Genomic DNA, 24,431 nt, shown 5'->3' with positions numbered 1-24,431 from the left:
CAGACCGGAGACCGTGACTACCACCGCCGCCAGCGCCTCCTCGCACTCGCATCACCTCTCGCCCGCCTTCCCCGGCCGTGCCCCCTGGGGCACCGCCAACAAGCTGCGTGCCTGGCAGCAGGGGGCGATGGAGAGGTACCTCCAGGAGCAGCCGCGCGACTTCCTCGCCGTAGCCACCCCCGGCGCCGGCAAGACGACGTTCGCGCTGACACTCGCGTCCTGGCTGCTGCACCACCACGTCGTGCAGCAGGTGACCGTGGTCGCGCCGACCGAGCACCTGAAGAAGCAGTGGGCCGAGGCGGCCGCGCGGATAGGGATCAAGCTGGATCCCGAGTACAGCGCCGGGCCGCTCAGCAAGGAGTACCACGGCGTCGCCGTGACGTACGCCGGCGTCGGTGTGCGGCCGATGCTGCACCGCAACCGCTCCGAGCAGCGCAAGACCCTCGTCATCCTCGACGAGATCCACCACGCCGGTGACAGCAAGTCGTGGGGCGAGGCCTGCCTGGAGGCGTTCGAGCCCGCCACCCGCCGGCTCGCGCTCACGGGTACGCCGTTCCGCTCCGACACCAACCCCATCCCCTTCGTCACGTACGAGGAGGGGAGGGACGGCATCCGCCGGTCCTCCGCCGATTACACCTACGGCTACGGGTCCGCCCTCGGCGACGGCGTCGTGCGGCCCGTCATCTTCCTCTCCTACAGCGGCAACATGCGCTGGCGCACCAAGGCGGGCGACGAGATCGCCGCCCGGCTCGGCGAGCCGATGACCAAGGACGCCATCAGCCAGGCCTGGCGCACCGCGCTCGACCCGCGCGGCGAGTGGATGCCGAGCGTGCTGCGCGCCGCCGACCAGCGGCTCACCGAGGTGCGCAAGGGCATCCCGGACGCCGGGGCCCTCGTCATCGCCACCGACCAGGACTCGGCCCGCGCCTACGCCAAGCTGATCCGGGAGATCACCGGCTCCAAGGCCACCGTCGTCCTGTCCGACGACACCGGCGCCTCGAAACGCATCGACGACTTCGCCGCGAGCGAGGACCGGTGGATGGTCGCCGTCCGCATGGTGTCCGAGGGCGTCGACGTGCCGCGCCTGGCCGTCGGTGTGTACGCCACCACCATCTCGACCCCCCTCTTCTTCGCCCAGGCCGTCGGCCGTTTCGTACGGTCCCGCAGGCGCGGCGAGACGGCCTCCGTGTTCCTGCCGACCGTCCCCGACCTCCTCACCTTCGCCAACGAGATGGAGGTCGAGCGCGACCACGCCCTCGACAAGCCCAAGAAGGAGGGCGAGGAGGACCCGTACGCCGAGTCCGAGAAGGAGATGGAGGAGGCGAACAAGGAGCAGGACGAGGACACCGGCGAGCAGGAGCAGTTCTCCTTCGAGGCGCTGGAGTCCGAGGCCGTCTTCGACCGGGTCCTCTACGACGGCGCCGAGTTCGGCATGCAGGCCCACCCGGGGAGCGCGGAGGAGCAGGACTACCTCGGTATCCCGGGGCTCCTCGAACCCGACCAGGTGCAGCTCCTGCTCCAGAAGCGGCAGGCCCGGCAGATCGCGCACAGCCGCAAGAAGCCGGACGAGGAGGCGGACCTCCTCGAGCTCCCCGCCGAGCGCCGCCCCGTCGTCTCCCACAAGGAGATGCTGGAACTGCGCAAGCAGCTCAACACCATGGTCGGCGCGTACGTCCACCAGAGCGGCAAGCCGCACGGCGTGATCCACACCGAGCTGCGACGCGTCTGCGGCGGCCCGCCGAGCGCCGAGGCCACGGCCGGACAGCTTCGTCAGCGGATCGCCAAGGTCCAGGAGTGGGCCACCCGGATGCGGTGATGTCCGGACGCCGTGACATCCGGATGCGGTGGCTCCGGGGAGGCGGCGGTCTCCGGGACCGGGCCGCGGGCCGGGGAGACGGCCGGGCCGGGTGACATGGCGAACCGGTTACCTCCGGAGCCGGTGGTATCCGGAACCCGTGGCACGGGGTGCCAGACCCGTACGGGAGGGGGCGCGCTCCATCGAGGGAGGCGCGTGCCGTGGCCTGTGCGCTGCGTGCATGGGCGGTGTACGCCGCGTGGCGCGCGCCCCGCGTTCTGGGACAAACGGAATCACTCCGTACCAGCTCGTGCCCGGATTCTGGACGGAGGCTTCCGCTGAGCGGACCGGCTCGCTACTGTCCCGCTACGCACACGCCCCGTGGCAGCGCCGCCGCGGAGCGCAGCCGTGAAGCGACTGCACCCGGGAAGAGCCCGGGTTGCCGGCCGACCGGCGGCCTCTGAAGCGCGTCGCCGACGGGACTCGGTGACGCATCCGCCGAGAGGGGGCCGTCGACCTCACCACTAAGGAGTGGGCGTCGTGACCGCGGAGACCTCTCAGACGCTCGACCGGGGACTGCGCGTCCTCAAGCTGCTCGCCGACACGGATCACGGGCTGACCGTCACCGAGCTTTCGAACAAACTGGGCGTCAACCGGACCGTGGTGTACCGGTTGCTCGCCACGCTGGAGCAGCACGCCCTCGTACGCCGTGATCTGGGCGGTCGTGCCCGGGTCGGGCTCGGGGTGCTGCGCCTGGGCAGCCAAGTGCATCCGCTGGTACGGGAGGCCGCGCTGCCCGCGCTGCGAGCGCTGGCCGAGGACATAGGGGCGACGGCTCATCTGACGCTGGTCGACGGGACGGAGGCGCTCGCCGTCGCCGTCGTCGAGCCGACGTGGACGGACTATCACGTGGCCTACCGTGCCGGTTTCCGGCATCCCCTCGACCGGGGGGCCGCGGGCCGCGCGATCCTCGCCGCCCGGCAGGCGCCGGTGGGGGAGCCCGGGTACACGCTCACCCACGGGGAACTGGAGGCGGGCGCGAGCGGGGCGGCGGCGCCGCTGATCGGGGTGACGGGGGTCGAGGGCAGCGTGGGCGTGGTCATGCTGGCGGACGCCGTGCCCGAGCGGGTCGGACCGCGCGTGGTCGACGCGGCCCGGGAGGTCGCGGACGCCCTGCGCTGACCGCGGCGCCCGGCCGGCAGCACCACCTCCCGCCCCCATGACCCAGCCCCCGCGATCCACCCCCGAACAAGGCTTACGCCGCCGGACCACGCGTCACCGATCCACGTGACGCCGGCCCGCGTGGCACCGACCCATGTGACGCCGGCCCGCGTGGCACCGGGCCGCGTGGCACCGACCCATGTGACGACGGCCCATGTGACGACGGCCCACGTGACGCCGGCCCACGTGACGACGGCCCACGTGGCACCGGCCCACGTGACGCCGGCCCACGTGACGACGGCCCACGTGGCACCGGGCCACGTGGCACCGACCCACGTGACGCCGGCCCGCGTGGCACCGGGCCACGTGACGCCGACCCCCGTGGCACCGACCCATGTGACGCCGGCCCACGTGACGCCGGCCCACGTGACGCCGACCTCCTGCCGCCGGGCTCATGGACCGCCCGGCGGGACCTGTACGGAGGGCTCGACGGGCGGTGACGTTAGATTGAACCCGTGCTCTCTCGCCTCACGCGCCCCAAGGCCGTCGCTGTCTGCGCCCTCCCCGTCGTGGCTCTGCTCGCCACGGCGGCGTTCGCGCCGCTGCCGTTCTCCCTGGCGCAGCCCGGCCTGACGGCGAACGTCCTCGGCGAGAACAAGGGTGACCCGGTGATCACGATCACCGGTGCACCCACCCGGGACACCAGCGGTCAGCTGCGGATGACGACGATCGAGGCCACCGGCCCGGACGCGGACGTCTCCCTCGGTGACGTGCTCAAGGGCTGGTTCGCCACGGACAAGGCCGTGATGCCCCGTGACTCGGTCTACCCGAGCGGAGGCAGCGTCAAGGAGATCGAGCAGCACAACGCGAACGAGATGAAGAAGTCCCAGGACACCGCCACCGAGGCGGCACTCGGCTACCTGCACGAGAAGGGCGACGTCAAGGTCACACTCAAGCTCGCCGACGTCGGTGGACCGAGCGCGGGACTGCTCTTCTCGCTCGGCATTGTCGACAAACTGGACGGCGACGGAAGCGGAGGCGACCTCACGGGCGGCCGTGTCGTCGCGGGGACGGGGACGATCGACGCCGACGGCAAGGTCGGCGCGGTCGGTGGTGTGGCCCTCAAGACCCAGGCGGCCCGCCGCGACGGCGCGACCGTGTTCCTGGTTCCGAAGGCGGAGTGCTCGGACGCGAAGTCGGAGCTGCCGAAGGGGCTCCGGCTGATCCCGGTGACCACTCTTCAGGGCTCGGTGGACGCGCTGGTGGCCCTGGAGAAGGGCAAGGGCTCGGTCCCGAGCTGCTAGGACACGCCCCTGGGCTGTCCGCAGGTGCTAGAACGCGACCGCCGCCTTCGGCGCGGAGGCCAGCCGGAGGCCGACCTCCACGAGGGTCCAGCCGACGCGGGCGCGCAGCCGGCGGGGGTTCCTGGTCTCGGCCGTGAGCCGGTAGGCCTCCGCCTCGGCGCGCAGGTCGGCGGCACGCAGATGGTGCAGCTGGAGATAGGTGTCCGGGTGCATCAGGGTGACCTCTCTTCGATGTGATCTGGCGAGCCGAGCAGTCGTGCGAGCCGAGCAGTCGTGCGATTCGTGTCACTTGAGCGGGCCGGCTGTGAACCGGCCCGGTCAGTCGGAGGCCTGCGGGAACACGTGCGTGTGGAAGCGCACCTGGGCGGCCTCGGGGTCGTCCTCGGGGCGTTCGACAGCGCAGTAGCTGTCGAGCAGGTCGTGCATCTTCTGGATGAGATCCCGGGACTGCGCCGGCGTCAGACGCATGGTGAAGTCGCTCATGTCGGTGGCGCGGGTCCAGCTCTCGGGCCAGTCGTCGCGGGTGCCGAGCCAGGTCGACAGTTCACGGGCATGGCTGGTGGCGACCTCGTGCAGGAACATGTCGGCCGCCCCGCGCACCGCCGGGTCCGGGTCCTTGAGCAGTTCCTCGTCGAAGCCCAGACCCTGGTCGGCGGCCTGCCACCACCGCTCCCGCCCCTTGCCCCGCTCCGGCGCGTCCTCGACGAAGCCGTGCGCGGCGAGCTGCCGCAGGTGGTAGCTGGTGGCTCCGCTGGACTCGCCCAGCCGCTCGGCGAGCATCGACGCGGTGGCCGGCCCCTTCCGGCGCAGGGTGCTCAGCAGCTCCATGCGCAGGGGATGGGCGAGTCCGCGCAGGGAGCGGGCGTCGAGGCGGCGGTGCCGTGGGGGCTCGGGCGGCACGGGTGGCTGCGGTGGGTGCGGGGGTTCCGGGGGAAGCGGGGGCTGCTCCGTCATGCGTACAAAGATAGCGTTGCAAAGAACCCCTTGCAACGGTTTCTTTGCAACTGCTTCTTTGGATCAGGATCAGGCCCGGATCAGTCCTGCGTCACGAAGCCCTCCGCCGTCATCCAGTCCAGCGCCACCTCGTGCGGGTCCTGGCCCTGAACGTCCACCTTGGCGTTCAGCTCCTGCGCCACCGTGTTGTTCAGCCTCTTCGTCACCGGCTCGATGACCTCGGCGATCTGCGGATACTTCTTCAGGGCCTTGGAGTTGATCACAGGGGCCGCGTTGTAGTTGGGGAAGAACTTCTTGTCGTCCTGCATCACCTCCAGGTTCATGGACTTGATGCGCCCGTCGGTGGTGAACACCTCCCCGTACGTGCAACTCCCCTTCGCCACCTGGGTGTAGATGATCCCGGTGTCCATCTGCGTGATGTTCTTCGCGGGGATGTCCATCCCGTACGCCTTCTCCATGCCCGGTAGCCCGTCGGCCCGGTTGGCGAACTCGCTCTCCACGCACAGGGTGACCGCGCTCGGGTCCGACTTCGACAGCGCGGCCACGTCGGACAGCGTCTTCGTGCCGTACTTCTTGAAGTTGGCCTGGTTCATGGCGAGCGCGTAGGTGTTGTTCAGGGTGGACGGCGGCAGCCAGGTGACCCCGTTCTTCGGGTCGGCGTCGTGCACGGCCTGCCACTGCTTCATCGGATCCGGGATCGGCTCGCTGTTGCCGAGGTAGGTGATCCACGCGGTGCCCGTGTACTCGTACATGGCGTCCGCGTCACCGTTCTTGACCGCCTCGCGAGCGCCGATCGACCCCTGGATGCCGGTGCGGTCGAGCACCTGGGCGCCGGCCGCCTGGAAGGCGATGCCCATGATCGCGCCGAGGATCAGCTGCTCGGTGAACTCCTTGGACGCCACCGTGAGGCTGGCCCCCTTGAGCGGCTCGCCCCTCCCGATCGTGCCGGGCTTGACGTCGTCGGTCATCGGGGAGCCGCTGGTCAGCCCGCACGCGGACGCCAGGACGAGGACGCCGGCCAACGCCGCGTGGGCACGGATCCTCCTCATGTCCCCACCTCCAGCCCGCGCGGCCTCAGCACCAGTTCCGCCAGTGACGCCAGCCAGTCGACAAGGAGTGCGAGCGCGACCGTGAGGATCGCGCCGAGGACCAGGACCGGCATGCGCTGGGTGGTGATGCCGGTGGTGATGAGGACGCCGAGGCCGCCGCCTCCGCCGAAGGTGGCGAGGGTCGCGGTGCCCACGTTCAGGACCAGCGCCGTACGGACGCCCGCGAGGATCAGCGGTACGGCCAGCGGCAGTTCGACACGGGTGAGCACGCCCAGTGGTGACATGCCGATACCGCGTGCCGCCTCCAGCAGGGTCGGGTCGTTGGCCTTCAGGCCGGCGATCGTGTTCGAGAGGACCGGCAGGATCGCGTAGATCGTGATGCCGATCAGGGCCGACTTCTCGCCGGTGCCGAGCCAGATCACGAGGAGGGCCAGCAGGCCGATCGCCGGGGTCGCCTGCCCCATGTTGGCGACCGTCATCGCGATCGGGGTCAGCTTCCGGAACGCCTTGCGGGTCAGCAGGATGCCCAGCGGGATCGCGATGATCAGCACGAAGAACGTGGAGATCAGCGTCAGCTGGATGTGCTGCCACAGGGCCTTGGACACCTGGCCGTTCGACAGGGCGTTCTTGGAGATCGCGTCGAGGTCCGCCTGCTGGAACCAGATCCAGGTGGCCAGCAGCAGAGCGATCAGCACGGCGGGCAGAAGGGTCAGCTTCTGCCAGCTGATCCGGCGCCTCGGGGGCGCGTGCGGCGGCGGGGCTTCCCGCTCGCCCTCGCCGTCACCGTCGCTGTCGTCGCGGAAGGGGACGCCCTTGACCTCGTGCTCGCCCTCGGGGCGCCGGTCCGTCGGCGGCGTGCTCACGCCTTCGCCTCCCCGCCGTCGGCACCCTCCTGCTCGAAGTGGGTCTGGTGGGCGCGCGCCTCCTCCAGCTCGTGCTGGTGCTCCATGGCCTCCAGCCGGTCGGCCTCCAGGAGTTCGTGCACGGAGTTCATCAGGGTCTCCATGTCCACCACCCCGGTGTACTCGCCGCGCCGCCCGGTGACCGGGACCCGGCCGGAGTTGTCCGTGAGCACCGCCTCCAGGGCGTCCCGCAGGGTGGCGTCCCGTGTCACCGTGTCGTGCACCAGCGTGCCCGCCCGCGCGAGCGAGCCCTTGGCCCGCATCAGATCGCCGCGCCGCAGCCACTTGTAGGGGCGGCCCCGCTTGTCGAGCAGCAGGATCTCGTTCGTACCGCTGGAACGGAGCTTGCCGAAGATCTCCTGGAGCGGGTCGTCGACGGTGACCGTCGGACAGCCGGTGATCTCCACATCCCGTACGCGGCTGAGGTTGAGCCGCTTCAGCGCGGCGCCCGCGCCCACGAAACCCGACACGAAGTCGTCGGCCGGGTTGGTGAGGATCGCCTCCGGGGTGTCGAACTGCGCGATGTGCGAGTGCTCGCGCAGCACCGCGATCCGGTCGCCGAGCTTGATGGCCTCGTCGAAGTCGTGGGTGACGAAGACGATCGTCTTGTGCAACTCGTGCTGGAGCCGGATCAGCTCGTCCTGGAGGTGGTCGCGGGTGATCGGGTCCACCGCTCCGAACGGCTCGTCCATGAGCAGGACGGGCGGGTCCGCGGCCAGCGCCCGCGCCACGCCCACGCGCTGCTGCTGACCGCCGGAGAGCTGGCGCGGATAGCGGCCCTGGAACTCGCCGGGGTCCAGCCCGACCAGGTCCAGCATCTCCTCGACCCGCGCCTTGACCCGCGCCTTCGGCCAGCCGGTCATCTTCGGCACGAGCGCGATGTTCTGGGCGACCGTCATGTGGGGGAAGAGCCCGGACGACTGGATCGCGTAGCCGACCTTGCGGCGCAGTTTCACCGGGTCCATGTCGGTGACGTCCTCGCCGCCGATGCGGATACGGCCGCCGCTCGGCTCGATCAGGCGATTGATCATCTTCAGGGTGGTCGACTTGCCGCAGCCGGACGGACCGACGAAGACGACGAGCTCGCCCGCCTTGATCTCCATGTTGACGCTGTCCACTGCGGCGTCGCGGCTGCCGGGGTAGCGCTTGGTGAGGTTCTCCAGCTCGATCGTGGCGCCCGTGGTGGACGACGCGCTCCCGGCCGCGGAGTCCTCGGGGCGCTCGGTCGTCTCGGCGGTCTCAGGCACGGATCCCCCTCGGGATGGTCAGCCGTCCGAGCAGGACGTAGGCGGCGTCGAAGAGCAGCGCGAGGATGATGATCCCGACCGTGCCCGCGAGCACCTGGTTGAGCGCGTTCTTGCTGCCCAGCGAGCTGATGCCGCGAAAGATCTCGTTGCCGAGGCCGGGCCCGGAGGCATAGGCCGCGATCGCCGCGATGCCCATCAGCATCTGGGTGGAGATCCGGATGCCGGTCAGGATCGGCGGCCAGGCCAGCGGCAGTTCGACGCGCACCAGCCGGGCCGTCCGCGACATACCGATCCCGGTGGCCGCGTCGACCAGCGAGGGATCGACGCCGCGCAGGCCGACGATCGAGTTGCGCACGATCGGCAGCAGCCCGTACAGCGTCAGGGCGATCACCGTCGGCGGGACACCCAGGCCCACGATCGGGATCAGCAGACCGATCATGGCGAGCGAGGGAATGGTCAGGATGGCCGAGGTCGTCGTGGTGGCGAGGTTGCCGGCCCAGTCGCTGCGGTAGGTGACGACGCCGATCAGCACGCCGATGAGGGTCGCCACGACCATGCACTGGAAGACCGCGCTGGCGTGTTGGTAGGCATCCGTGAGCAGCTGCTCGTGGCGGCTGCTCAGGTACTCCCAGAAGTTCACGCCACGTCACCCCGCTCATCGGGTCAGTGCTCGGTCGCCGCCTGTTCCACGAGCGGGATGATCCGCAGCGGAACCGGGTTTTCCATGACGATCGCCGTGGAGGCCCGGACGATGCCATCAAAACCGACGACCCGGTCGATCACCCGCTGGAGATCGGCGTTCGAGCGGGCCACCAGCCGGCAGAGCATGTCCCCGCTGCCGGTGGTCGTGTGCAGCTCCAGGACCTCGGGCACGGTCGCCAAGTGGGCCCGTACGTCGGCGCCTTGCCCCTGCCGGATCTGGAGCGTGGCGAACGCCGTGACCGGATACCCGAGGGCCGTCGGATCGACCTGCGGACCGAAGCCGCGGATGACTCCGTTCGACTGAAGCCGGTCCAGCCTGGCCTGCACCGTTCCCCGCGCGACCCCGAGCCGTCGCGACATCTCCAGCACCCCGATACGCGGCTCCTTCGCCAGCAGCACCAGCAGCCGCCCGTCCAGATGATCGATCGCCATGCGGGCCTCCGAGATGGTCATCATGTACAGAAAGCCCGCAGCTTCGGGCCTCTCGCTGCACACATTGTTCAGTCGATACGCGAACTATTGCGCACCTTGCGGAACGGAGGGAGCCTGCGGCCATGACGCAGACCACACACCACACTCCCGACACCGCCCGGCAGGCCGACCCCTTCCCGGTCAAGGGAATGGACGCGGTCGTCTTCGCCGTCGGCAACGCCAAGCAGGCCGCGCACTACTACTCCACGGCCTTCGGCATGCGGCTCGTCGCCTACTCCGGACCGGAGAACGGCAGCCGCGAGACGGCGTCGTACGTCCTCGAGAACGGCTCGGCGCGGTTCGTGTTCACCTCCGTGATCAAGCCCGCCACCACCTGGGGCCACTTCCTTGCCGAGCACGTGGCGGAGCACGGCGACGGCGTCGTCGACCTCGCCATCGAGGTCCCGGACGCGCGCGCCGCGTACGCCTACGCCGTCGAGCACGGCGCCACCTCGATCGCCGAGCCGTACGAGCTCAAGGACGAGAACGGCACGGTCGTCCTCGCCGCGATCGCCACGTACGGCAAGACCCGCCACACGCTCGTCGAGCGGACCGGTTACGACGGCCCCTACCTGCCGGGATTCGTGGCCGCCGCGCCGATCGTCGAGCCGCCCGCCCAGCGGACCTTCCAGGCCATCGACCACTGCGTCGGCAACGTCGAGCTCGGCCGGATGAACGACTGGGTCGGCTTCTACAACAAGGTCATGGGCTTCACGAACATGAAGGAGTTCGTGGGCGACGACATCGCGACCGAGTACAGCGCGCTGATGTCGAAGGTCGTCGCCGACGGCACGCTCAAGGTCAAGTTCCCGATCAACGAGCCCGCCATCGCCAAGAAGAAGTCCCAGATCGACGAGTACCTGGAGTTCTACGGCGGCGCGGGCGTCCAGCACATCGCGCTGAACACCAACGACATCGTCCGGACCGTACGGACCATGCGCGCGGCCGGTGTGCAGTTCCTCGACACTCCCGACTCGTACTACGACACGCTCGGCGAGTGGGCCGGTGACACCCGCGTCCCCGTCGAGACCCTGCGCGAGCTGAAGATCCTCGTCGACCGCGACGAGGACGGCTATCTGCTCCAGATCTTCACCAAGCCGGTCCAGGACCGTCCGACCGTCTTCTTCGAGATGATCGAGCGGCACGGCTCGATGGGCTTCGGCAAGGGCAACTTCAAGGCCCTGTTCGAGGCGATCGAGCGCGAGCAGGAGAAGCGCGGCAACCTCTGAGCCCGTGGAGCGGGCAACTCCTGAGGGCCGGTTGTGCCTCGCGTGTCCGGTGGACGCCCCCGCGGCGTCCACCGGACACGCCTGTTCCCGGCGTTCACCACAGGTGGGTGCCGCGGCGTCTCACCGCGCCTCGGAAGGCCTCGGAGCGGGAGCCGAGGGAGGCTCCGGCGCGGCCGACGGAGCCGCCGTGCCGGCAGAGCCGGGCCGGGGTGACGACGACGATCCCGCCGCGCCCGTCGACCCCACGGCTTCCTCGGACCGCCCGGACTGCCCGGACCGCTCCGTCTCCCCGGTCTCCCCGGTCCCCCCGGACTCCTCGGACCCGTCCGATTCCTCCGACAGATCCGGCAGGCCCTCGGCCGGTGGCTCGCCCAGGGCCGCCAGGGCCTCCCGGGCCGCGGGTGCCAGCAGCGGCGAGAAATTCGGATTGATCCGCAACGCCTCCGCGAGATGACGGCGGGCCGGCCCGGACCGCCCCAGCTCCCGCTCGATCTGCCCCCGGTGATACACGTACAGCGCGCTGCGCACCTCGCCCCCGTGCTCCTTGTCCATGGTCCGCTCGGCGAACTTCAGCGCCTCCTCGTTGTCCCCGGCGCGGTGCAGCGCCCAGCCCAGCGCGTCCGCCACCGCGATGCCGGGGTGCCGCTGCCACTCCACGCGCAGCGCTCGCACCGCGGCCTGCGGATCGCCGTGGTCCGCCTCGAAGCGCCCGAGGACCAGCTCGTCGTCCACACCCGCGACGGCGTCGCGCTGCACCAGCTCCCGCACCAGGTCGTACTGCACGCGCGCGGCCCCGCCGAGCCCCAGCTTCTCGTACAGCTCGCCCAGCTCCAGCGCGTAACGCGGCGCGGGCCGCTTGGCGAGCGCCGCCCGGTACGCGCGCAGCGCCTCCGAGGTACGCCCGAGCGCCGCCAGCGCGCGCCCCTGGCCGGCGAGCGCGCCGTGCTCGTCGGCGTCGGTGTTCACCGCGGCCCGGTAGTAGTGCAGCGACTCCTGGAGGTCGCCGCGTTCCCACGCGAGATCACCGGCCTGCTGGAGGAACACCGCCCGCTCGGAGGGGGTCGCCGCACCCGCCGCCGCGTCCGAGATCGCCGCCGCGGCGTCCTCACGCCAGCCGCGGTCCTGGTACACGCGCGACGCCACGGCCCGGGCCGCCGGTCCGGAACGCAGGCCGAGCAGCTTGTCGAGGGCCCTGCGCGTGGCCTTGTAGTCACCGAGCCCGGTGTACGCGTCGATGAGCGACGGATACGTCGTCCACCGCTTCGGCGCCAGCTTCACCGCCGCCTCGCCCCACTCCTTCGCGGCCCGGAAGTCACGCCGCGCGGCGGCGAGACCGGCGAGACCGTCCAGCGCCTCCGCGTTGGCCTTCGGCCGCACCCGCAGCGAGGTGCGCAGCGCCTTCTCGGCCTTCGGGTAGTACGCGGCCACCGCCGTCCGCCGCGCCCGCTCCGTGTACGCGACGCCGAGCACCGCCCACGACCGGTCGTCGCGCGGATGGGCCCGCAGATGACCCTCGTGGTCGTCGATGAGCGCCTCGAGATCGGGCAGCGCGGCCGGAACCCCGGAGCCCACCGCGGTCACGGCCCGGGCCACCGGACCCGGAGCGGGCCGCGCCGCCCCGTCAGACCCCAGCGAGGGCAGCAGCACCACCAGGCCGCCGAGAACGGCGCAGCCGGCGACCGCGCCGATCAGCGCCCGCCGGGTGAGCGGGGAACGGCGCGGACCGGAGGGTTCCGGGGACTGCGGGCCGACGGGCTCCGCGGGCCCCGACCCGGCGGGCACCGGCTGTCGCTGTTCGATCTCCATGCCGCTCACTGTGCGTCAATACGAAGACCGCACCCCGGCAGGCCAAGCCCCGCGCGGATGGGGTTCACACCGATGGCCCCGAGTGCGACGCTGTGATCATGAGCCGTATCGAAGCCCCGCGCGACGAAGCGACCGGCAACCTTCTCGACCGTCTGCGGAGCGGTCTGCCGGACGAGGCCGTCCTCACCGACCCGGACGTCACGGCCTCCTACGCCAACGACATGGCGAGTTTCTGCGAGGCCGGCACACCCTCCGTGGTCGTCCTGCCGCGCACCGTCGAGCAGGTCCAGCACATCATGCGCGTCGCGACCGAACTGCGCGTCCCGGTCGTCCCGCAGGGCGCCCGCACCGGCCTGTCCGGAGCGGCCAACGCCTCCGACGGCTGCGTCGTGCTGTCCCTGGTGAAGATGGACCGCATCCTGGAGATCAATCCGGTCGACCGCATCGCCGTCGTCGAACCCGGCGTCATCAACGCCGCGCTCTCCCGCGCCGTGGGCGAACACGGCCTGTACTACCCGCCGGACCCCTCCAGCTGGGAGATGTGCACCATCGGCGGCAACATCGGCACGGCCTCCGGCGGCCTGTGCTGCGTGAAGTACGGCGTGACGGCCGAGTACGTCCTCGGCCTGGACGTCGTCCTCGCCGACGGGCGGCTGATGTCCACCGGACGCCGCACCGCCAAGGGCGTCGCCGGATACGACCTGACCCGGCTCTTCGTGGGCTCCGAGGGCTCGCTCGGCATCGTCGTAAGGGCGATCCTGGCGCTGCGGCCGCAGCCGCCCCAGCAGCTGGTCCTGGCCGCCGAGTTCGGGTCGGCGCGGGCCGCGTGCGACGCCGTCTGCCGGATCATGGAGGGCGGCCATGTGCCGTCCCTCCTGGAGCTGATGGACCGTACGACCGTCAAGGCCGTCAACGACCTCGCGCACATGGGCCTCCCGGAGACCACCGAGGCGCTCCTGCTCGCCGCCTTCGACACCCACGACCCGGCGGCCGACCTCGCCGTGGTGGGCGCGCTCTGCGAGGCCGCCGGCGCGACGCAGGTGGTGCCGGCAGAGGACGCGGCCGAGTCCGAACTCCTCCTCCAGGCCCGCCGGCTGTCGCTCACCGCGCTCGAGGCGGTCAAGGGCACCACGATGATCGACGACGTGTGCGTGCCGCGCTCCCGGCTCGGCGACATGCTCGACGGCATCGAGCGCGTCGCCGAGAAGTACGCCCTGACCATCGGCGTCTGCGCGCACGCGGGCGACGGCAACACGCATCCCACCGTCTGCTTCGACGCGACCGACCCCGACGAGTCCCGGCGGGCCCGCGAGTCCTTCGACGAGATCATGGCCCTGGGCCTGGAACTCGGCGGCACGATCACCGGCGAGCACGGCGTGGGCGTCCTGAAGAAGGAGTGGCTGGCCCGCGAGATCGGCCCGGTGGGCGTGGAGATGCAGCGGGCCATCAAGACGGCGTTCGACCCGCTGGGCATCCTGAACCCGGGCAAGCTGTTCTGAGACTCCAGGGCTACTCACCGTCCGCGGACTCGTCCGACGGCCACGGGTCGCGCAGCCACAGGTCGTCGGGCGACGGGGATCCCCCCTGATCGAGCGAGGGCGAGAGCCTCGGGGACGGCGCGAGCAGCTCGGCCAGACCGGCGTCGATGCCGAGCCGATCGGCCTCTGAGCCCGGGGGCACCGCCCTGAGCGTGCGCTCCAGCCAGGCCGAGACCTGCGTGGCCGGCGCTTCGAGCAGCGCGTCGCCGTCCGGCGAGCTCAGTGCCATCAGGACGACGCCCCGCCCGGCGACCTTGGTCGGCCACACCCGCACATCGCCGTGGCCGCACGGCCGGAACACCCCCTCGACCAGCAGCTCACGGGCGAAGGTCCAGTTGACGGGATGGTCGGAGCCGATGTGGAAGGTGATGTGGACGGCGTACGGGTCCTCGGTGCGGTAGCTGAGGCGTGCCGGCACAGGGATGCTGCGCTCGGGCGACAGGACGAGCTTGAGCTCCAGCTCGCGTTCCACCACGGTGTGCATGTCGATGCGCTTCCTCTCGTCGTACGGGCTCCTGTGGACGGGCCCGTACGAGTGGAGAGCGCCTCGCGGTGGAACCATTACGCGGGTTCGGAGAATTTTTTTCGGGCCCGTTCCGTCCCTCCTTCGGGCACACCGCGCACAGCCTCGGAAGTCCGCTCGCAAGAGAGGGCGGAACCTTGCCCGAAAGGGGTGGGTACCGCGGGACCGGCCGTGACGCGTGCGCCGGTCTGATAGATGTGGACCCTCAATCAGACCCCCGAGCAGATACGGGACGACGGACATGAGCGCCCCAACCCCGGCCCCCGGTGACGACAGGCCCCGCGAAGGGTATTACCCGGACCCCTCCATTCCTGGATATGTCCGGTACTGGAACGGCGCCGCCTGGGTGCCGGGCACGAGCCGCCCGGCACCCTCGGGCGGCGAGGCGCTCGCCCCGCCGGCCGGCGTGCGCCCCGCGCATGTGCCCGCTCCGGCGCCCTCCCCCGAGTTCTCGTCGGCGCTCGGACACGGAGGCACCCCCACGGCGGAGGAGACGGGCCCGCACTTCTTCGACGAGGACCCGCAGCCCCGCCGCGCCACCCCCGCCGAGGCGCAGCACGGCAGCCGGCCCGAGCCCGCCACCGCTTGGGGCGCCGACCGCTCCCAGCAGTCCGGCTTCGGCGGCGACCAGGACCGCCGGGTGTCCTGGGGCGCGCCCCAGGGACCCGACCCGCGCGTCGCGCACACGACGCAGCCCGCCGACGCGGTGAGCCGCCCCGACGGGGCGGCGGCGCGCACGGACGGTACGGCGACGATCCCGCCCGCCGACTCCGGCGGCATCCGGCCCCCGGCGTCCGGAGGGCCCGTGGTCTTCCGCCGGCCCACGGGGCCGGTGACGCCCACGGGATCGGAGGGCGCGACGCACACGGGCGCTACGAGCGGTACGGGCGACGTGGGTCCGGGCGGAGCCGACGGCCGGAGCGGGACCGGGGTCGCCGCGGGCGCCGGGCAGTCCGGCGCCGGACACCCCACCGCCACCCCGGGCGCCCAGAGCCCCGTCCCTTCCGAGGGCGCCCCCGAATTCCGTGCGCTCTCCCCGCGCACGGAGCAGCAGAGCGGGGCGCGCGACGGAGGCACGGCTCCGGCGGCGGCTCCGCCGGGCGCACCCGCCACGTCCGGTCCGTCGGCCACGTCCGGTCCGTCCGCCGCGACCGGTCCGTCCGCCGCCTCCGCCGTGTCGGCCGGAGGAGGCTTCGGAGCCGGGCAGGCGGCCCAGGCATCGGCGGCCCCGTCGCCGGCCGTCCAGGCGGCCCAGGCGTCCGCCGCGCAGGCCGCCCCCGCCCCCGCCGTCCCTCAGCAGTCCGGCGGCGCCACGCCCATGGCCTCCGGAGTCGGCGGCGGCCAGCCCTCCTGGGCCCAGCAGGTGCACCGGCTCGCGGGGGATCCGGCCGAGGAGGGGCAGCGCGTCACGCCGTGGAAGCCGCCGGTCGACGACGTCTTCCAGGCGGCCGCTCGGCGGCAATCGGAGGCCCGTCCGGCCGGCCTCGGCCGACGGCTGGCCGCCCGGCTGGTGGACACCGTCGTCCTCGCCGGTGTCACCGCGGCGGCCGCCGTGCCGCTGGGCACCAGGGCGGTCGACCACGTCAACGAGAAGATCGACGCGGCCGAACTGTCGGGCGAGAAGGTCACCGTCTGGCTGCTCGACGGAACGACCGCCACCTGCTTCGGCATCGTCCTCGCCGTACTGCTTCTCTTCGGCGTCCTCTACGAGGTCCTGCCCACCGCCAAGTGGGGCCGCACCCTGGGCAAGAAGCTGTGCGGCGTCGAGGTGCGCGACATAGAGGGCCACGAACCGCCGACCTTCGGACGGGCCCTGGGCCGCTGGCTCGTCTACAGCGTCCCGGGTCTCCTGCTCGTCGGAGTCGTCGGCGTCCTGTGGTGCCTGTTCGACCGGCCCTGGCGTCAGTGCTGGCACGACAAGGCGGCGCACACCTTCGTGGCGGCCGTGGAACGGTGATCCCGTCGCCCGGACGGCCCTTCGCCGGGTGCGGATCCGGAGGGTTCGCGGTCGACTCGGGCCATGAGCAGCGAACCGCCGCCCCCGGGCCCCGGCCAGCCACCGGACGACGACCCGTTCAAGAAGCAGCCCCCGCCCGCCGAGGGCGGGGGTTCCCCGTACGACCCGCCGCCCCCCGGCGGCCAGACCCCTCCCTACGGCAGTCAGCCGCCCCCCTTCGGGGGTCAGCCGCCCCCGTCCGGAGGCGGCGGCCCCTACGGAGGGGGTGGTGATCCCTACGGCGGTGGCGGCCCGTACGGCGGCGATCCGCTCGCCGGGATGCCGCCGCTCGCGGAGAGCGGGAAGCGGGTGCTGGCGAGGATCCTGGACATGATCCTGGTGGGCATCGTGGTGTGGCTGGTGTCCTGGGCGCTCGGGGTCACCGAGTACAACGTGGACTCGGACAAGATGGAGTACGGCAAGTCGTTCGGGCAGTCTCTGGTGGCCGCCGTGCTCTTCGTCGCCTACGACACCGTGATGATCAGCAAGTCGGGCCAGACCCTCGGCAAGAGGCTGTTCAACCACCGGGTCGCCAACCTCGACAACGGCTCGACGCCCTCCGTGCAGACCTCCCTGGTCCGCGCCCTGGTCCTGTGGATCCCGTTCGCGTTCTGCTGCGCCTGTATCTGGACCGCGATCGCGGGTGGCTGGAGTTTCTTCGACAAGCCCTACAAGCAGGGCCTGCACGACAAGGCGGCCAAGACGGTGGTGGTCGACTCCAGAGCATGACCGGCCGGGCGGCGACGGCGCACTGACGAACGGCGGGCCCGTGATCCACGGGCCCGCCGTTCGTGCACGAGGGCGGAGCGAGGGGTGCGCCGGGTCGCGGCGTCCTGGGAGTCCGCCGGTGCCGAAGGGCACCGGGGCCCGCAGGCTCGCGGACGCGGCTTCAGGGACCCGCGGGTTCGCGTACCGGCTCGGGTGCGGAGGAGACGGAGACGGAGACGGACGCGGACGCGGTCTCGAACTGCACCGGTACCCGCTCGCGGACGAGGGGAGCGGCGGCGGACGGTGCGGGCTTCGGCAGCGGGACCGTCATGGCCACGAGCAGTCCGAGAGCGAGCGCCGAGAGGGTGATCAGCACGATCCCCAGGCTCGAACTCGTCTGTGACAGCAGCAGCATGGCGAGGGTGGAGAAGATCACGGTGCAGGAACCGTAGGCGAGCTGTGCGGCGGTCGGACGAGGCATGGCAATCGTGTCCTCGGATGGGGGTTCTCCCCCCGGTGCCTCTCGCGATGGGGGAGGTGCGGATAGAAATCGGGGGTGAGACAACGGTGTCGACTTGGCGTTTCGCCGACTTCCGACGCTTCGCCAATCGACTCTATTCGCCTGCATGCCCGAGTGGAACGACCGGTAAGCGTGACCTTACCCACGGTGCCGGTGCACAGGGGGCGCACGGAGTCATCACGTCCACCAAGTGGACGTATGGGCGCGCCCGTTGAGGGGTTTCGGGGGCGTCCGGATACCGAACGGAGGCTCCGCATAATGCACTTGCCAGGTTCAAGTCAAGATCTGTTTTTTCTTTGGTAACTCCGGTCAAATGTCGTCACTTGAATCGCGATAGCGCGCGCGGACCTCCATGACCCGGAACCCCCTCCGCGTGAACGCACGCGGGGGAGGACATCAAGTGACCAACAGACCATGGACGTTCAGAGCAACCGCAGTGGGCGTAGCCCTCGCGGCGGCCACCGCCACGTTCTCGACGTACGCCGTGGCGCAGGCCGACTCGGCCGCCGCTTCACCGGTCGTGGACCGCCACGACCCGCAGCCGGTCAAGAACACGGTCGACCACGACCTCGACGGCCCGCTGAGCAAGACCCAGAACGCCCAGCGCCAGGAGGCGCTGAACCAGGTCATATCCGGCGACGCCAAGGTGCAGAACCGCAACGGCTCGCAGGTCGTCCAGCTGAAGAGCAAGAAGGGCGACAGCAAGTACGTCGAGCTGGGCCGCGAGAAGACCGACAAGATCTTCACGATCCTGGTCGAGTTCGGCGACAAGACGGACCCGAAGTACGGTGGCACCACCGGTCCGCAGCACAACAAGATCGCCAAGCCGGACCGCAAGAAGGACAACAGCACGGCCTGGCAGGCGGATTACAACCAGAAGCACTTCCAGGACCTCTACTTCGGCACCGGCAAGAACGTCGAGTCGATGAAGAAGTTCTACGAGACGCAGTCCTCGGGCCGCTACTCGGTGGACGGCAAGGTCGCCGACTGGGTCAAGGTTCCCTTCAACGAGGCCCGTTACGGCAACAACGCCTGCGGCGACACGAACTGCCCGAGCGTGTGGAACGTCGTCAGCGACGGCGTCACCGCGTGGGTCGCCCAGCAGAAGGCGGCCGGCAAGTCCGACGCGGCCATCAAGGCGGACCTGGCGAACTTCGACCAGTGGGACCGCTACGACTTCGACGGCGACGGCAACTTCAACGAGCCCGACGGCTACATCGACCACTTCCAGATCGTGCACGCCGGTGAGGACGAGTCCGCGGGCGGCGGTGTACAGGGCGAGGACGCCATCTGGGCCCACCGCTGGTACGCGTTCGGCACCGACGCGGGCGCCACGGGTCCGGGCGACAACAAGCTCGGCGGCGCCCAGATCGGCGACACGGGCATCTGGGTCGGCGACTACACCATCCAGCCGGAGAACGGCGGACTCGGCGTCTTCGCCCACGAGTACGGTCACGACCTCGGTCTGCCGGACCACTACGACACCGCCGGCGGCGACAACTCCACCGGCTTCTGGACCCTGATGTCCTCGGGTTCCTGGCTCGGCCGGGGCAAGGACTCCATCGGCGACCTCCCCGGCGACTTCAACGCCTGGGACAAGCTCCAGCTCGGCTGGCTGAACTACGACACGGCCAAGGCTGGCAAGCAGTCCACGCACAAGCTGGGTGTCGCCGAGTACAACACCTGGAACAAGCAGGCGCTCGTGGTCACGCTGCCGGAGAAGGCGGTCACGACCACAGTCGTCACTCCGGCGCAGGGCTCGACCCAGTGGTGGAGCGGCAGCGGTGACAACCTGAAGAACACGCTGGCCCGGTCCGTGGACCTCACGGGCAAGTCGTCGGCGACGCTGACCCTCGACGGCTGGTACGACATCGAGGCGAACTACGACTACCTGTACACCGAGGTCTCGACCGACGGCGGCGCCAACTGGACCGCCCTCGACGGCACGGTGAACGGCGCCGCGATTCCGCGCGACGGCAGCGACAAGCCCGTTCTCACCGGCACCATCGACTCGTACGCGAAGCTGGCGTACCCGCTCGACGCCTACGCGGGCAAGAAGATCGACGTCCGCTTCCGCTACCAGAGCGACGGCGGTGTGGCGCTGAAGGGCTTCGCGGCCGACGAGATCACCGTCACCGCGGACGGCACCGCGCTCTTCTCGGACAACGCCGAGACGGCCGACGCCGCTTGGACCGCCAGTGGCTTCTCCCGCATCGGCGCCTCCTTCACCAAGGACTACGCGCAGTACTACCTCGCGGAGAACCGCCAGTACGTCTCGTACGACAAGACCCTCAAGGTCGGCCCGTACAACTTCGGCTTCTCGACGACCCGTCCGGACTGGGTGGAGCACTACGCCTACCAGAACGGCCTGTTGATCTGGAAGTGGGACACCTCGCAGGCGGACAACAACACCAGCCAGCACCCGGGTGTCGGCCTCGCGCTTCCGGTCGACGCGCACTCGAAGGCCCTGTGGTGGGAGAACGGCACGCTGATGCGCAACCGCATCCAGGCCTACGACTCCACGTTCAGCCTGTACCGCACGGACGGCATCACGCTGCACAGCGCCGACGTCGCCACGAAGATCGCGTCGAAGAAGGGCGTGTCGGTCTTCAACGACCACACCAGCGACTACTACGACAACAGGAACCCGACCGGCGGTGTCAAGATCACTGACACCAACACCAAGATCCAGATCGTCAAGGAGGCCAAGGACGGCTCGACGATCTCCCTCAAGGTCGGTCCCGCAGTGAAGTAGTCAGTATTTCCGCAGGTCAGAAGCGTATCGGCGGCAACCCCCTGGCGGGTTGCCGCCGATCGTGTTTAGGTGCGTCCTGTGCCTGGCTTATTGACACCGACTCGCACGGGGGTGTGACCGCATGGCCGCAGGAGGTTTCTGCAGATTGCCGAACGGCAGCGTCGTGGTGGCGCTGAACCTGCCCAGTCCGGCAGGTTCCGGCGCCGGCTGCATACGGTTCCTGGTCGTCGCCCAGAACCGGGCCCGCGCCCTGACGCGCCTGCGCAATCTGGGCCTGCGCGCCGTCTACCTGCGGGGCAACGCCGCCCCGCCCACACCCGACGAGATCACCGCGGTCCTGCACCACCCCGACGGGCTCATATGGCGCACGGCCCCCGACAGCGGTGTCCCCGAGCTCACCCAGGAGCTGTGGCACCCGATCAGATCGCTGCTGAGACGTCCGGCTCCCCAGGCGTGACACCGCGGACCGGAACGGAACGGACCGGTGGTGACGTCCTGTGACTCTGTGCGGCTTGGTGTGACTTGGTGTGACGACCGGGCTAGACCACCGGTTTGCCCGTGAGTTCCACCCCGGCCGCGCGCAGCTCTTCCAACGCGCGTTCCGTCGTCTCCTCCGCCACTCCGGCCGTCAGGTCGAGCAGGACGGTCGTGCGAAAGCCCTGCTCCGTGGCGTCCAGGGCGGTCGCCCGTACGCAATGGTCGGTCGCGATGCCGACCACGTCGACCTCGCCGATCCCGCGGGCTCGCAGCCAGTCGCCCAGCGGCATGCCGTTCTCGTCGGCGCCCTCGAAGCCGCTGTACGCCGCCGCGTAGGCGCCCTTGTCGAAGACGGCGTCGATCGCGCCGGAGGCGACTGCCGGGGCGAAGTTCGGGTGGAAGCCCACCCCCTCGGTACCGGCCACGCAGTGCGCGGGCCAGGAGTGCACGTAGTCGGGGTTGTCGGCGAAGTGGCCCCCGGGGGCGATGTGGAGGTCGCGGGTGGCGACGACATGCCGGTAGCCGGCGGGCGCCTGCCCGATCAGCTCCGTGATGGCGGCGGCCACATCGGCGCCCCCGGACACCGCGAGGCTGCCTCCCTCGCAGAAGTCGTTCTGCACGTCTACGACGATCAAGGCGCGGCGCATGGGCGGTGTCCTTCGGCTATGGGTGCGGCAGACAAGGGTGCGGGCCCGGCCGTTGAACTTCCGAGCCTAGAGACTTCGAGGGCGGTGCGGGAGGGGGTATTCGGCTTCCACGGCCCGCGCGGGCACGCTGCCGTTGCATTCCCGCTCACCCGAGGTTCATGCGCGGCGCCACTCCTGCCCCGCCCGTCCCCCGCGCCTCAGACGTATTCGGTGGGAAGCACCGGCTCGCCGCGCGACAGCTGCGTCGCCGACAGCGGCAGCCGGGCCCTGACGTCCGCGTGCCGCTCGCGTACGACGTCGAGCGGTTCGCGGGCCAGGACCTGGCCGCCCTTGATCAGCTGGACCAGGAGCTGCTGGTCGGCCAGCTCGGCGGGCACCGGCCCGACGCCGATCACCTCGGCCTCCGCGACCCCGTGCTCGTCCAGGCGCCGCGCGGCCCACTTGCGGCCGCCGATGGACGTCTTCCCGCCGGAGGACTTCTTGGCCACCGGCACCATCGGCGCCTTCGGGTCGGCGGACTCGGCGCGGGCGACCAGCTTGTAGACCATCGAGCAGGTCGGATGGCCGGATCCCGTCACCAGCTGGGTGCCGACGCCGTACGCGTCCACGGGCGCCGCCGCCAGCGAGGCGATGGCGTACTCGTCGAGGTCGGAGGTCACGACGATCTTCGTCCCGGCCGCGCCCAGCTCGTCCAGCTGCTGGCGTACCCGGTGGGCGACGAGCAGCAGGTCGCCGGAGTCGATGCGCACCGCGCCGAGCTCGGTGCCGGCGACCTCGACGGCCGTCCGGACCGCCTCGGCGACGTCGTAGGTGTCCACGAGCAGCGTGGTGCCCCGGCCCAGCGAGTTCACCTGGGCCTGGAAGGCGTCCCGCTCGTCGTCGTGCAGCAGGGTGAAGGCGTGCGCGGAGGTGCCCACGGTCGGGATGCCGTAGCGGAAACCGGCCGCCAGGTCGGAGGTGGTGGTGAACCCGCCGATGTACGCGGCCCGGGAGGCGGCCACCGCGGCCAGCTCGTGGGTGCGCCGGGCGCCCATCTCGATCAGCGGCCGCCCGCCCGCGGCGGAGGCCATCCGGGAGGCGGCGGCCGCGATGGCGGAGTCGTGGTTGAGGATCGACAGGATCACCGTCTCCAGGAGCACGCACTCCGCGAAGCTGCCCTCGACCCGCAGGAGGGGGGAGCCGGGGAAGTACACCTCGCCCTCGGGGTAGCCCCAGATGTCCCCGCCGAAGCGGTACGAGGCGAGCCACTCGAGGGTCGGCTCGTCCACGATGCCGCGCTCGCGCAGAAAGCCGAGGACGTCCGCGTCGAACCGGAAGTTCTCGACCGCGTCGAGAACGCGTCCGGTGCCCGCGACGACTCCGTAGCGCCGTCCTTCGGGCAGCCGCCGGGTGAAGACCTCGAAGACCGAGCGCCGCTCGGCGGTCCCGGCCGCGAGCGCGGCCCGCAGCATCGTCAGCTCGTACTGGTCCGTGAAGAGCGCCGTCGAGGGTACGTCCACCGGCAGCCCAAGGTCCGCTGTGTTCATGGCAGGGATCGTACCCCCATCTCGTCACTTTGACGATTTCCGAGGATCCGGAGACTCCCGGGGGAGTCGCCCCCCTTTTCGGGGGTCCGTTTGTGCGGGTGACCCCCTCTGGTGGCAGCATGGGCGATGTGACGGCTCCCGCACCTCTAGAGATCGAGAAGACCGAGTCGGCGGAGGAGGTCTTCGCCGTACCCGAGCCGGACGTCCCCTGGGTCACGATCGTCCACAACGACCCGGTCAACCTCATGAGCTACGTGACGTATGTCTTCCAGACGTACTTCGGCTACTCCAAGGACAAGGCCACCAAGCTGATGATGGACGTCCACCACAAGGGCCGGGCCGTCGTTTCCAGCGGCACGCGCGAGGAGATGGAGCGCGACGTGCAGGCCATGCACGGCTACGGTCTGTGGGCCACCCTTCAGCAGGACCGGAAGTAGCCGGACCCCTGTCACCCACCCGCGAGCAGGACCGGAAGTAGCGAACTCACTCCATGCCTGGACACTTCGAACCGCTCCCCGGCGGCGGCGCGGCCGTCGCGCTCGACGAGGTCGAGATCTCCATCATCCGCTCCCTCGCCGTCCAGCTCCTGGAGCTCATCGGTCCCGGCCCCGCGGAGAACGCCGCCGCCGACCCGCTGGCCGAGCTGTTCGCGGAGGGCCCCAGCGAGCCGCCGAGCGACCCGGTGCTCCGGCGGCTGTTCCCCGACGCCTACAGCGGCCCCGACGTCGAGGCCTCCTCGCCCGAGCAGGCCGACGAGCAGCGGGCCCACTCCGCGGAGTTCCGCCGCTTCACCGAGAACGACCTGCGCGCCGGCAAGCGCGAGAACGCCCTCACGATGATCCGCTCGCTGGACGGCCTGACGCCCGGCGGTGACGGCGGGGCGGTCCTCAAGCTGACCACCGCGCAGTCCGAGCAGTGGCTGCGCGCCCTGAACGACCTGCGGCTCGCGATCGGTTCCCGGCTCGACGTCGTCGACGAGGAGGACACCGATCTCCTCTACCGCCTCCCGGACGAGGACCCCCGCAAGCCGATGGTGATGGCGTACCTCTGGCTGGGTGGACTCCAGGAGACCCTGGTCGAAACCCTTATGCCCTGACCTGTCAGGACATAACGCCTCTCGC

The 24,431-nt window shown here is 70.7% G+C and carries 23 protein-coding genes; 11 read left to right on the top strand and 12 right to left on the bottom strand.

Going from position 1 to position 24,431, the window contains the following annotated elements; all coding sequences use genetic code 11:
• The first annotated feature begins 13 nt into the window (after positions 1-13).
• From OG788_RS18910 to OG788_RS18900, 3 genes are all read left to right on the top strand, one after another.
• Positions 14-1,816, top strand: coding sequence for a DEAD/DEAH box helicase (locus OG788_RS18910; RefSeq protein ID WP_406372233.1), 1,803 nt, complete (start codon positions 14-16; stop codon positions 1,814-1,816).
• 519 nt (positions 1,817-2,335) lie between these two features.
• Positions 2,336-2,977 carry a helix-turn-helix domain-containing protein gene (locus tag OG788_RS18905; RefSeq protein ID WP_351122686.1) on the top strand — a complete coding sequence of 214 codons (642 nt, stop codon included), beginning with the start codon at positions 2,336-2,338 and terminating at the stop codon, positions 2,975-2,977.
• A 494-nt stretch (positions 2,978-3,471) separates the two neighbouring features.
• Positions 3,472-4,260 carry a S16 family serine protease gene (locus OG788_RS18900; RefSeq protein ID WP_351541893.1) on the top strand — a complete coding sequence of 263 codons (789 nt, stop codon included), beginning with the start codon at positions 3,472-3,474 and terminating at the stop codon, positions 4,258-4,260.
• Positions 4,261-4,287: 27 nt separating this feature from the next.
• On the opposite strand, the gene OG788_RS18895 is transcribed toward OG788_RS18900, so the two are convergent.
• From OG788_RS18895 to OG788_RS18865, 7 genes are all read right to left on the bottom strand, one after another.
• Positions 4,288-4,473, bottom strand: a complete 186-nt coding sequence (locus tag OG788_RS18895; RefSeq protein ID WP_406372230.1) for a hypothetical protein — start codon at positions 4,471-4,473, stop codon at positions 4,288-4,290.
• 105 nt (positions 4,474-4,578) lie between these two features.
• Complete coding sequence (locus OG788_RS18890) at positions 4,579-5,214, bottom strand: ArsR/SmtB family transcription factor (RefSeq protein WP_406372229.1); 636 nt, start codon at positions 5,212-5,214, stop codon at positions 4,579-4,581.
• Positions 5,215-5,294: 80 nt separating this feature from the next.
• A complete protein-coding gene (locus OG788_RS18885; RefSeq protein ID WP_406372227.1) occupies positions 5,295-6,263 on the bottom strand; it encodes a glycine betaine ABC transporter substrate-binding protein in 969 nt (322 codons plus the stop codon).
• The gene (locus OG788_RS18880) at positions 6,260-7,126 is read right to left on the bottom strand and encodes an ABC transporter permease (RefSeq protein WP_406372225.1); all 867 of its coding nucleotides are present in this window, start codon (positions 7,124-7,126) and stop codon (positions 6,260-6,262) included. Before OG788_RS18880 ends, OG788_RS18885 begins: the two co-directional genes overlap by 4 nt.
• A complete protein-coding gene (locus OG788_RS18875; RefSeq protein WP_406372223.1) occupies positions 7,123-8,412 on the bottom strand; it encodes a betaine/proline/choline family ABC transporter ATP-binding protein in 1,290 nt (429 codons plus the stop codon). Before OG788_RS18875 ends, OG788_RS18880 begins: the two co-directional genes overlap by 4 nt.
• Positions 8,405-9,052: an ABC transporter permease gene (locus OG788_RS18870; protein WP_406372221.1), complete on the bottom strand. Its 648-nt coding sequence runs from the start codon at positions 9,050-9,052 to the stop codon at positions 8,405-8,407. The genes OG788_RS18875 and OG788_RS18870 overlap by 8 nt, the downstream gene beginning before the upstream one ends.
• Before the next feature lie 23 nt (positions 9,053-9,075).
• On the bottom strand, positions 9,076-9,546 hold the full coding sequence (locus OG788_RS18865) for an Lrp/AsnC family transcriptional regulator (protein ID WP_266765705.1): 471 nt from the start codon (positions 9,544-9,546) through the stop codon (positions 9,076-9,078).
• Between the two features lie 122 nt (positions 9,547-9,668).
• On the opposite strand from OG788_RS18865, the gene hppD reads away from it, so the two are divergent.
• Positions 9,669-10,814 (top strand): 4-hydroxyphenylpyruvate dioxygenase, encoded by a 1,146-nt coding sequence (hppD, locus tag OG788_RS18860; protein WP_351541887.1) that lies wholly within the window; start codon positions 9,669-9,671, stop codon positions 10,812-10,814.
• Between the two features lie 120 nt (positions 10,815-10,934).
• Here the strand turns inward: hppD and OG788_RS18855 are convergent, their stop codons facing one another.
• The gene (locus OG788_RS18855; RefSeq protein ID WP_406372219.1) at positions 10,935-12,620 is read right to left on the bottom strand and encodes a tetratricopeptide repeat protein; all 1,686 of its coding nucleotides are present in this window, start codon (positions 12,618-12,620) and stop codon (positions 10,935-10,937) included.
• Between the two features lie 92 nt (positions 12,621-12,712).
• On the opposite strand from OG788_RS18855, the gene OG788_RS18850 reads away from it, so the two are divergent.
• Complete coding sequence (locus OG788_RS18850) at positions 12,713-14,119, top strand: FAD-binding oxidoreductase (protein ID WP_266759253.1); 1,407 nt, start codon at positions 12,713-12,715, stop codon at positions 14,117-14,119.
• 10 nt (positions 14,120-14,129) lie between these two features.
• On the opposite strand, the gene OG788_RS18845 is transcribed toward OG788_RS18850, so the two are convergent.
• On the bottom strand, positions 14,130-14,642 hold the full coding sequence (locus OG788_RS18845) for an SsgA family sporulation/cell division regulator (protein WP_406372217.1): 513 nt from the start codon (positions 14,640-14,642) through the stop codon (positions 14,130-14,132).
• Between the two features lie 280 nt (positions 14,643-14,922).
• On the opposite strand from OG788_RS18845, the gene OG788_RS18840 reads away from it, so the two are divergent.
• Entirely contained in the window at positions 14,923-16,638 is a 1,716-nt protein-coding gene (locus tag OG788_RS18840) for an RDD family protein (protein ID WP_406372215.1), read from the top strand.
• 63 nt (positions 16,639-16,701) lie between these two features.
• Positions 16,702-17,406: an RDD family protein gene (locus OG788_RS18835; RefSeq protein ID WP_356748088.1), complete on the top strand. Its 705-nt coding sequence runs from the start codon at positions 16,702-16,704 to the stop codon at positions 17,404-17,406.
• A 160-nt stretch (positions 17,407-17,566) separates the two neighbouring features.
• Here OG788_RS18835 and OG788_RS18830 read toward each other — a convergent pair whose 3' ends face one another.
• Positions 17,567-17,866, bottom strand: coding sequence for a hypothetical protein (locus OG788_RS18830; protein ID WP_406372213.1), 300 nt, complete (start codon positions 17,864-17,866; stop codon positions 17,567-17,569).
• 439 nt (positions 17,867-18,305) lie between these two features.
• Here OG788_RS18830 and OG788_RS18825 point away from each other — a divergent pair, with 439 nt between their 5' ends.
• Together OG788_RS18825 and OG788_RS18820 are read left to right on the top strand one after the other, a co-directional pair.
• Positions 18,306-20,660: an immune inhibitor A domain-containing protein gene (locus tag OG788_RS18825; RefSeq protein ID WP_351541881.1), complete on the top strand. Its 2,355-nt coding sequence runs from the start codon at positions 18,306-18,308 to the stop codon at positions 20,658-20,660.
• A gap of 121 nt (positions 20,661-20,781) precedes the next feature.
• Complete coding sequence (locus OG788_RS18820; protein ID WP_351541880.1) at positions 20,782-21,117, top strand: hypothetical protein; 336 nt, start codon at positions 20,782-20,784, stop codon at positions 21,115-21,117.
• 82 nt (positions 21,118-21,199) lie between these two features.
• Here OG788_RS18820 and OG788_RS18815 read toward each other — a convergent pair whose 3' ends face one another.
• Both OG788_RS18815 and OG788_RS18810 read right to left on the bottom strand, forming a co-directional pair.
• Positions 21,200-21,784 (bottom strand): nicotinamidase, encoded by a 585-nt coding sequence (locus OG788_RS18815; protein WP_406372211.1) that lies wholly within the window; start codon positions 21,782-21,784, stop codon positions 21,200-21,202.
• A gap of 197 nt (positions 21,785-21,981) precedes the next feature.
• Positions 21,982-23,310: a nicotinate phosphoribosyltransferase gene (locus OG788_RS18810; RefSeq protein ID WP_351541878.1), complete on the bottom strand. Its 1,329-nt coding sequence runs from the start codon at positions 23,308-23,310 to the stop codon at positions 21,982-21,984.
• A 119-nt stretch (positions 23,311-23,429) separates the two neighbouring features.
• Between OG788_RS18810 and clpS the strand changes: the two genes are divergently transcribed.
• On the top strand, positions 23,430-23,747 hold the full coding sequence (clpS, locus tag OG788_RS18805) for an ATP-dependent Clp protease adapter ClpS (RefSeq protein WP_037619207.1): 318 nt from the start codon (positions 23,430-23,432) through the stop codon (positions 23,745-23,747).
• 53 nt (positions 23,748-23,800) lie between these two features.
• On the top strand, positions 23,801-24,406 hold the full coding sequence (locus OG788_RS18800) for a DUF2017 domain-containing protein (protein WP_351541877.1): 606 nt from the start codon (positions 23,801-23,803) through the stop codon (positions 24,404-24,406).
• Positions 24,407-24,431 lie beyond the last annotated feature (25 nt).

The sequence above is a fragment of the Streptomyces sp. NBC_00647 genome (genome assembly GCF_045207245.1).
In the GTDB taxonomy this organism is placed as follows: domain Bacteria; phylum Actinomycetota; class Actinomycetes; order Streptomycetales; family Streptomycetaceae; genus Streptomyces.
This window is presented reverse-complemented; position numbering and strand designations above follow the sequence as displayed.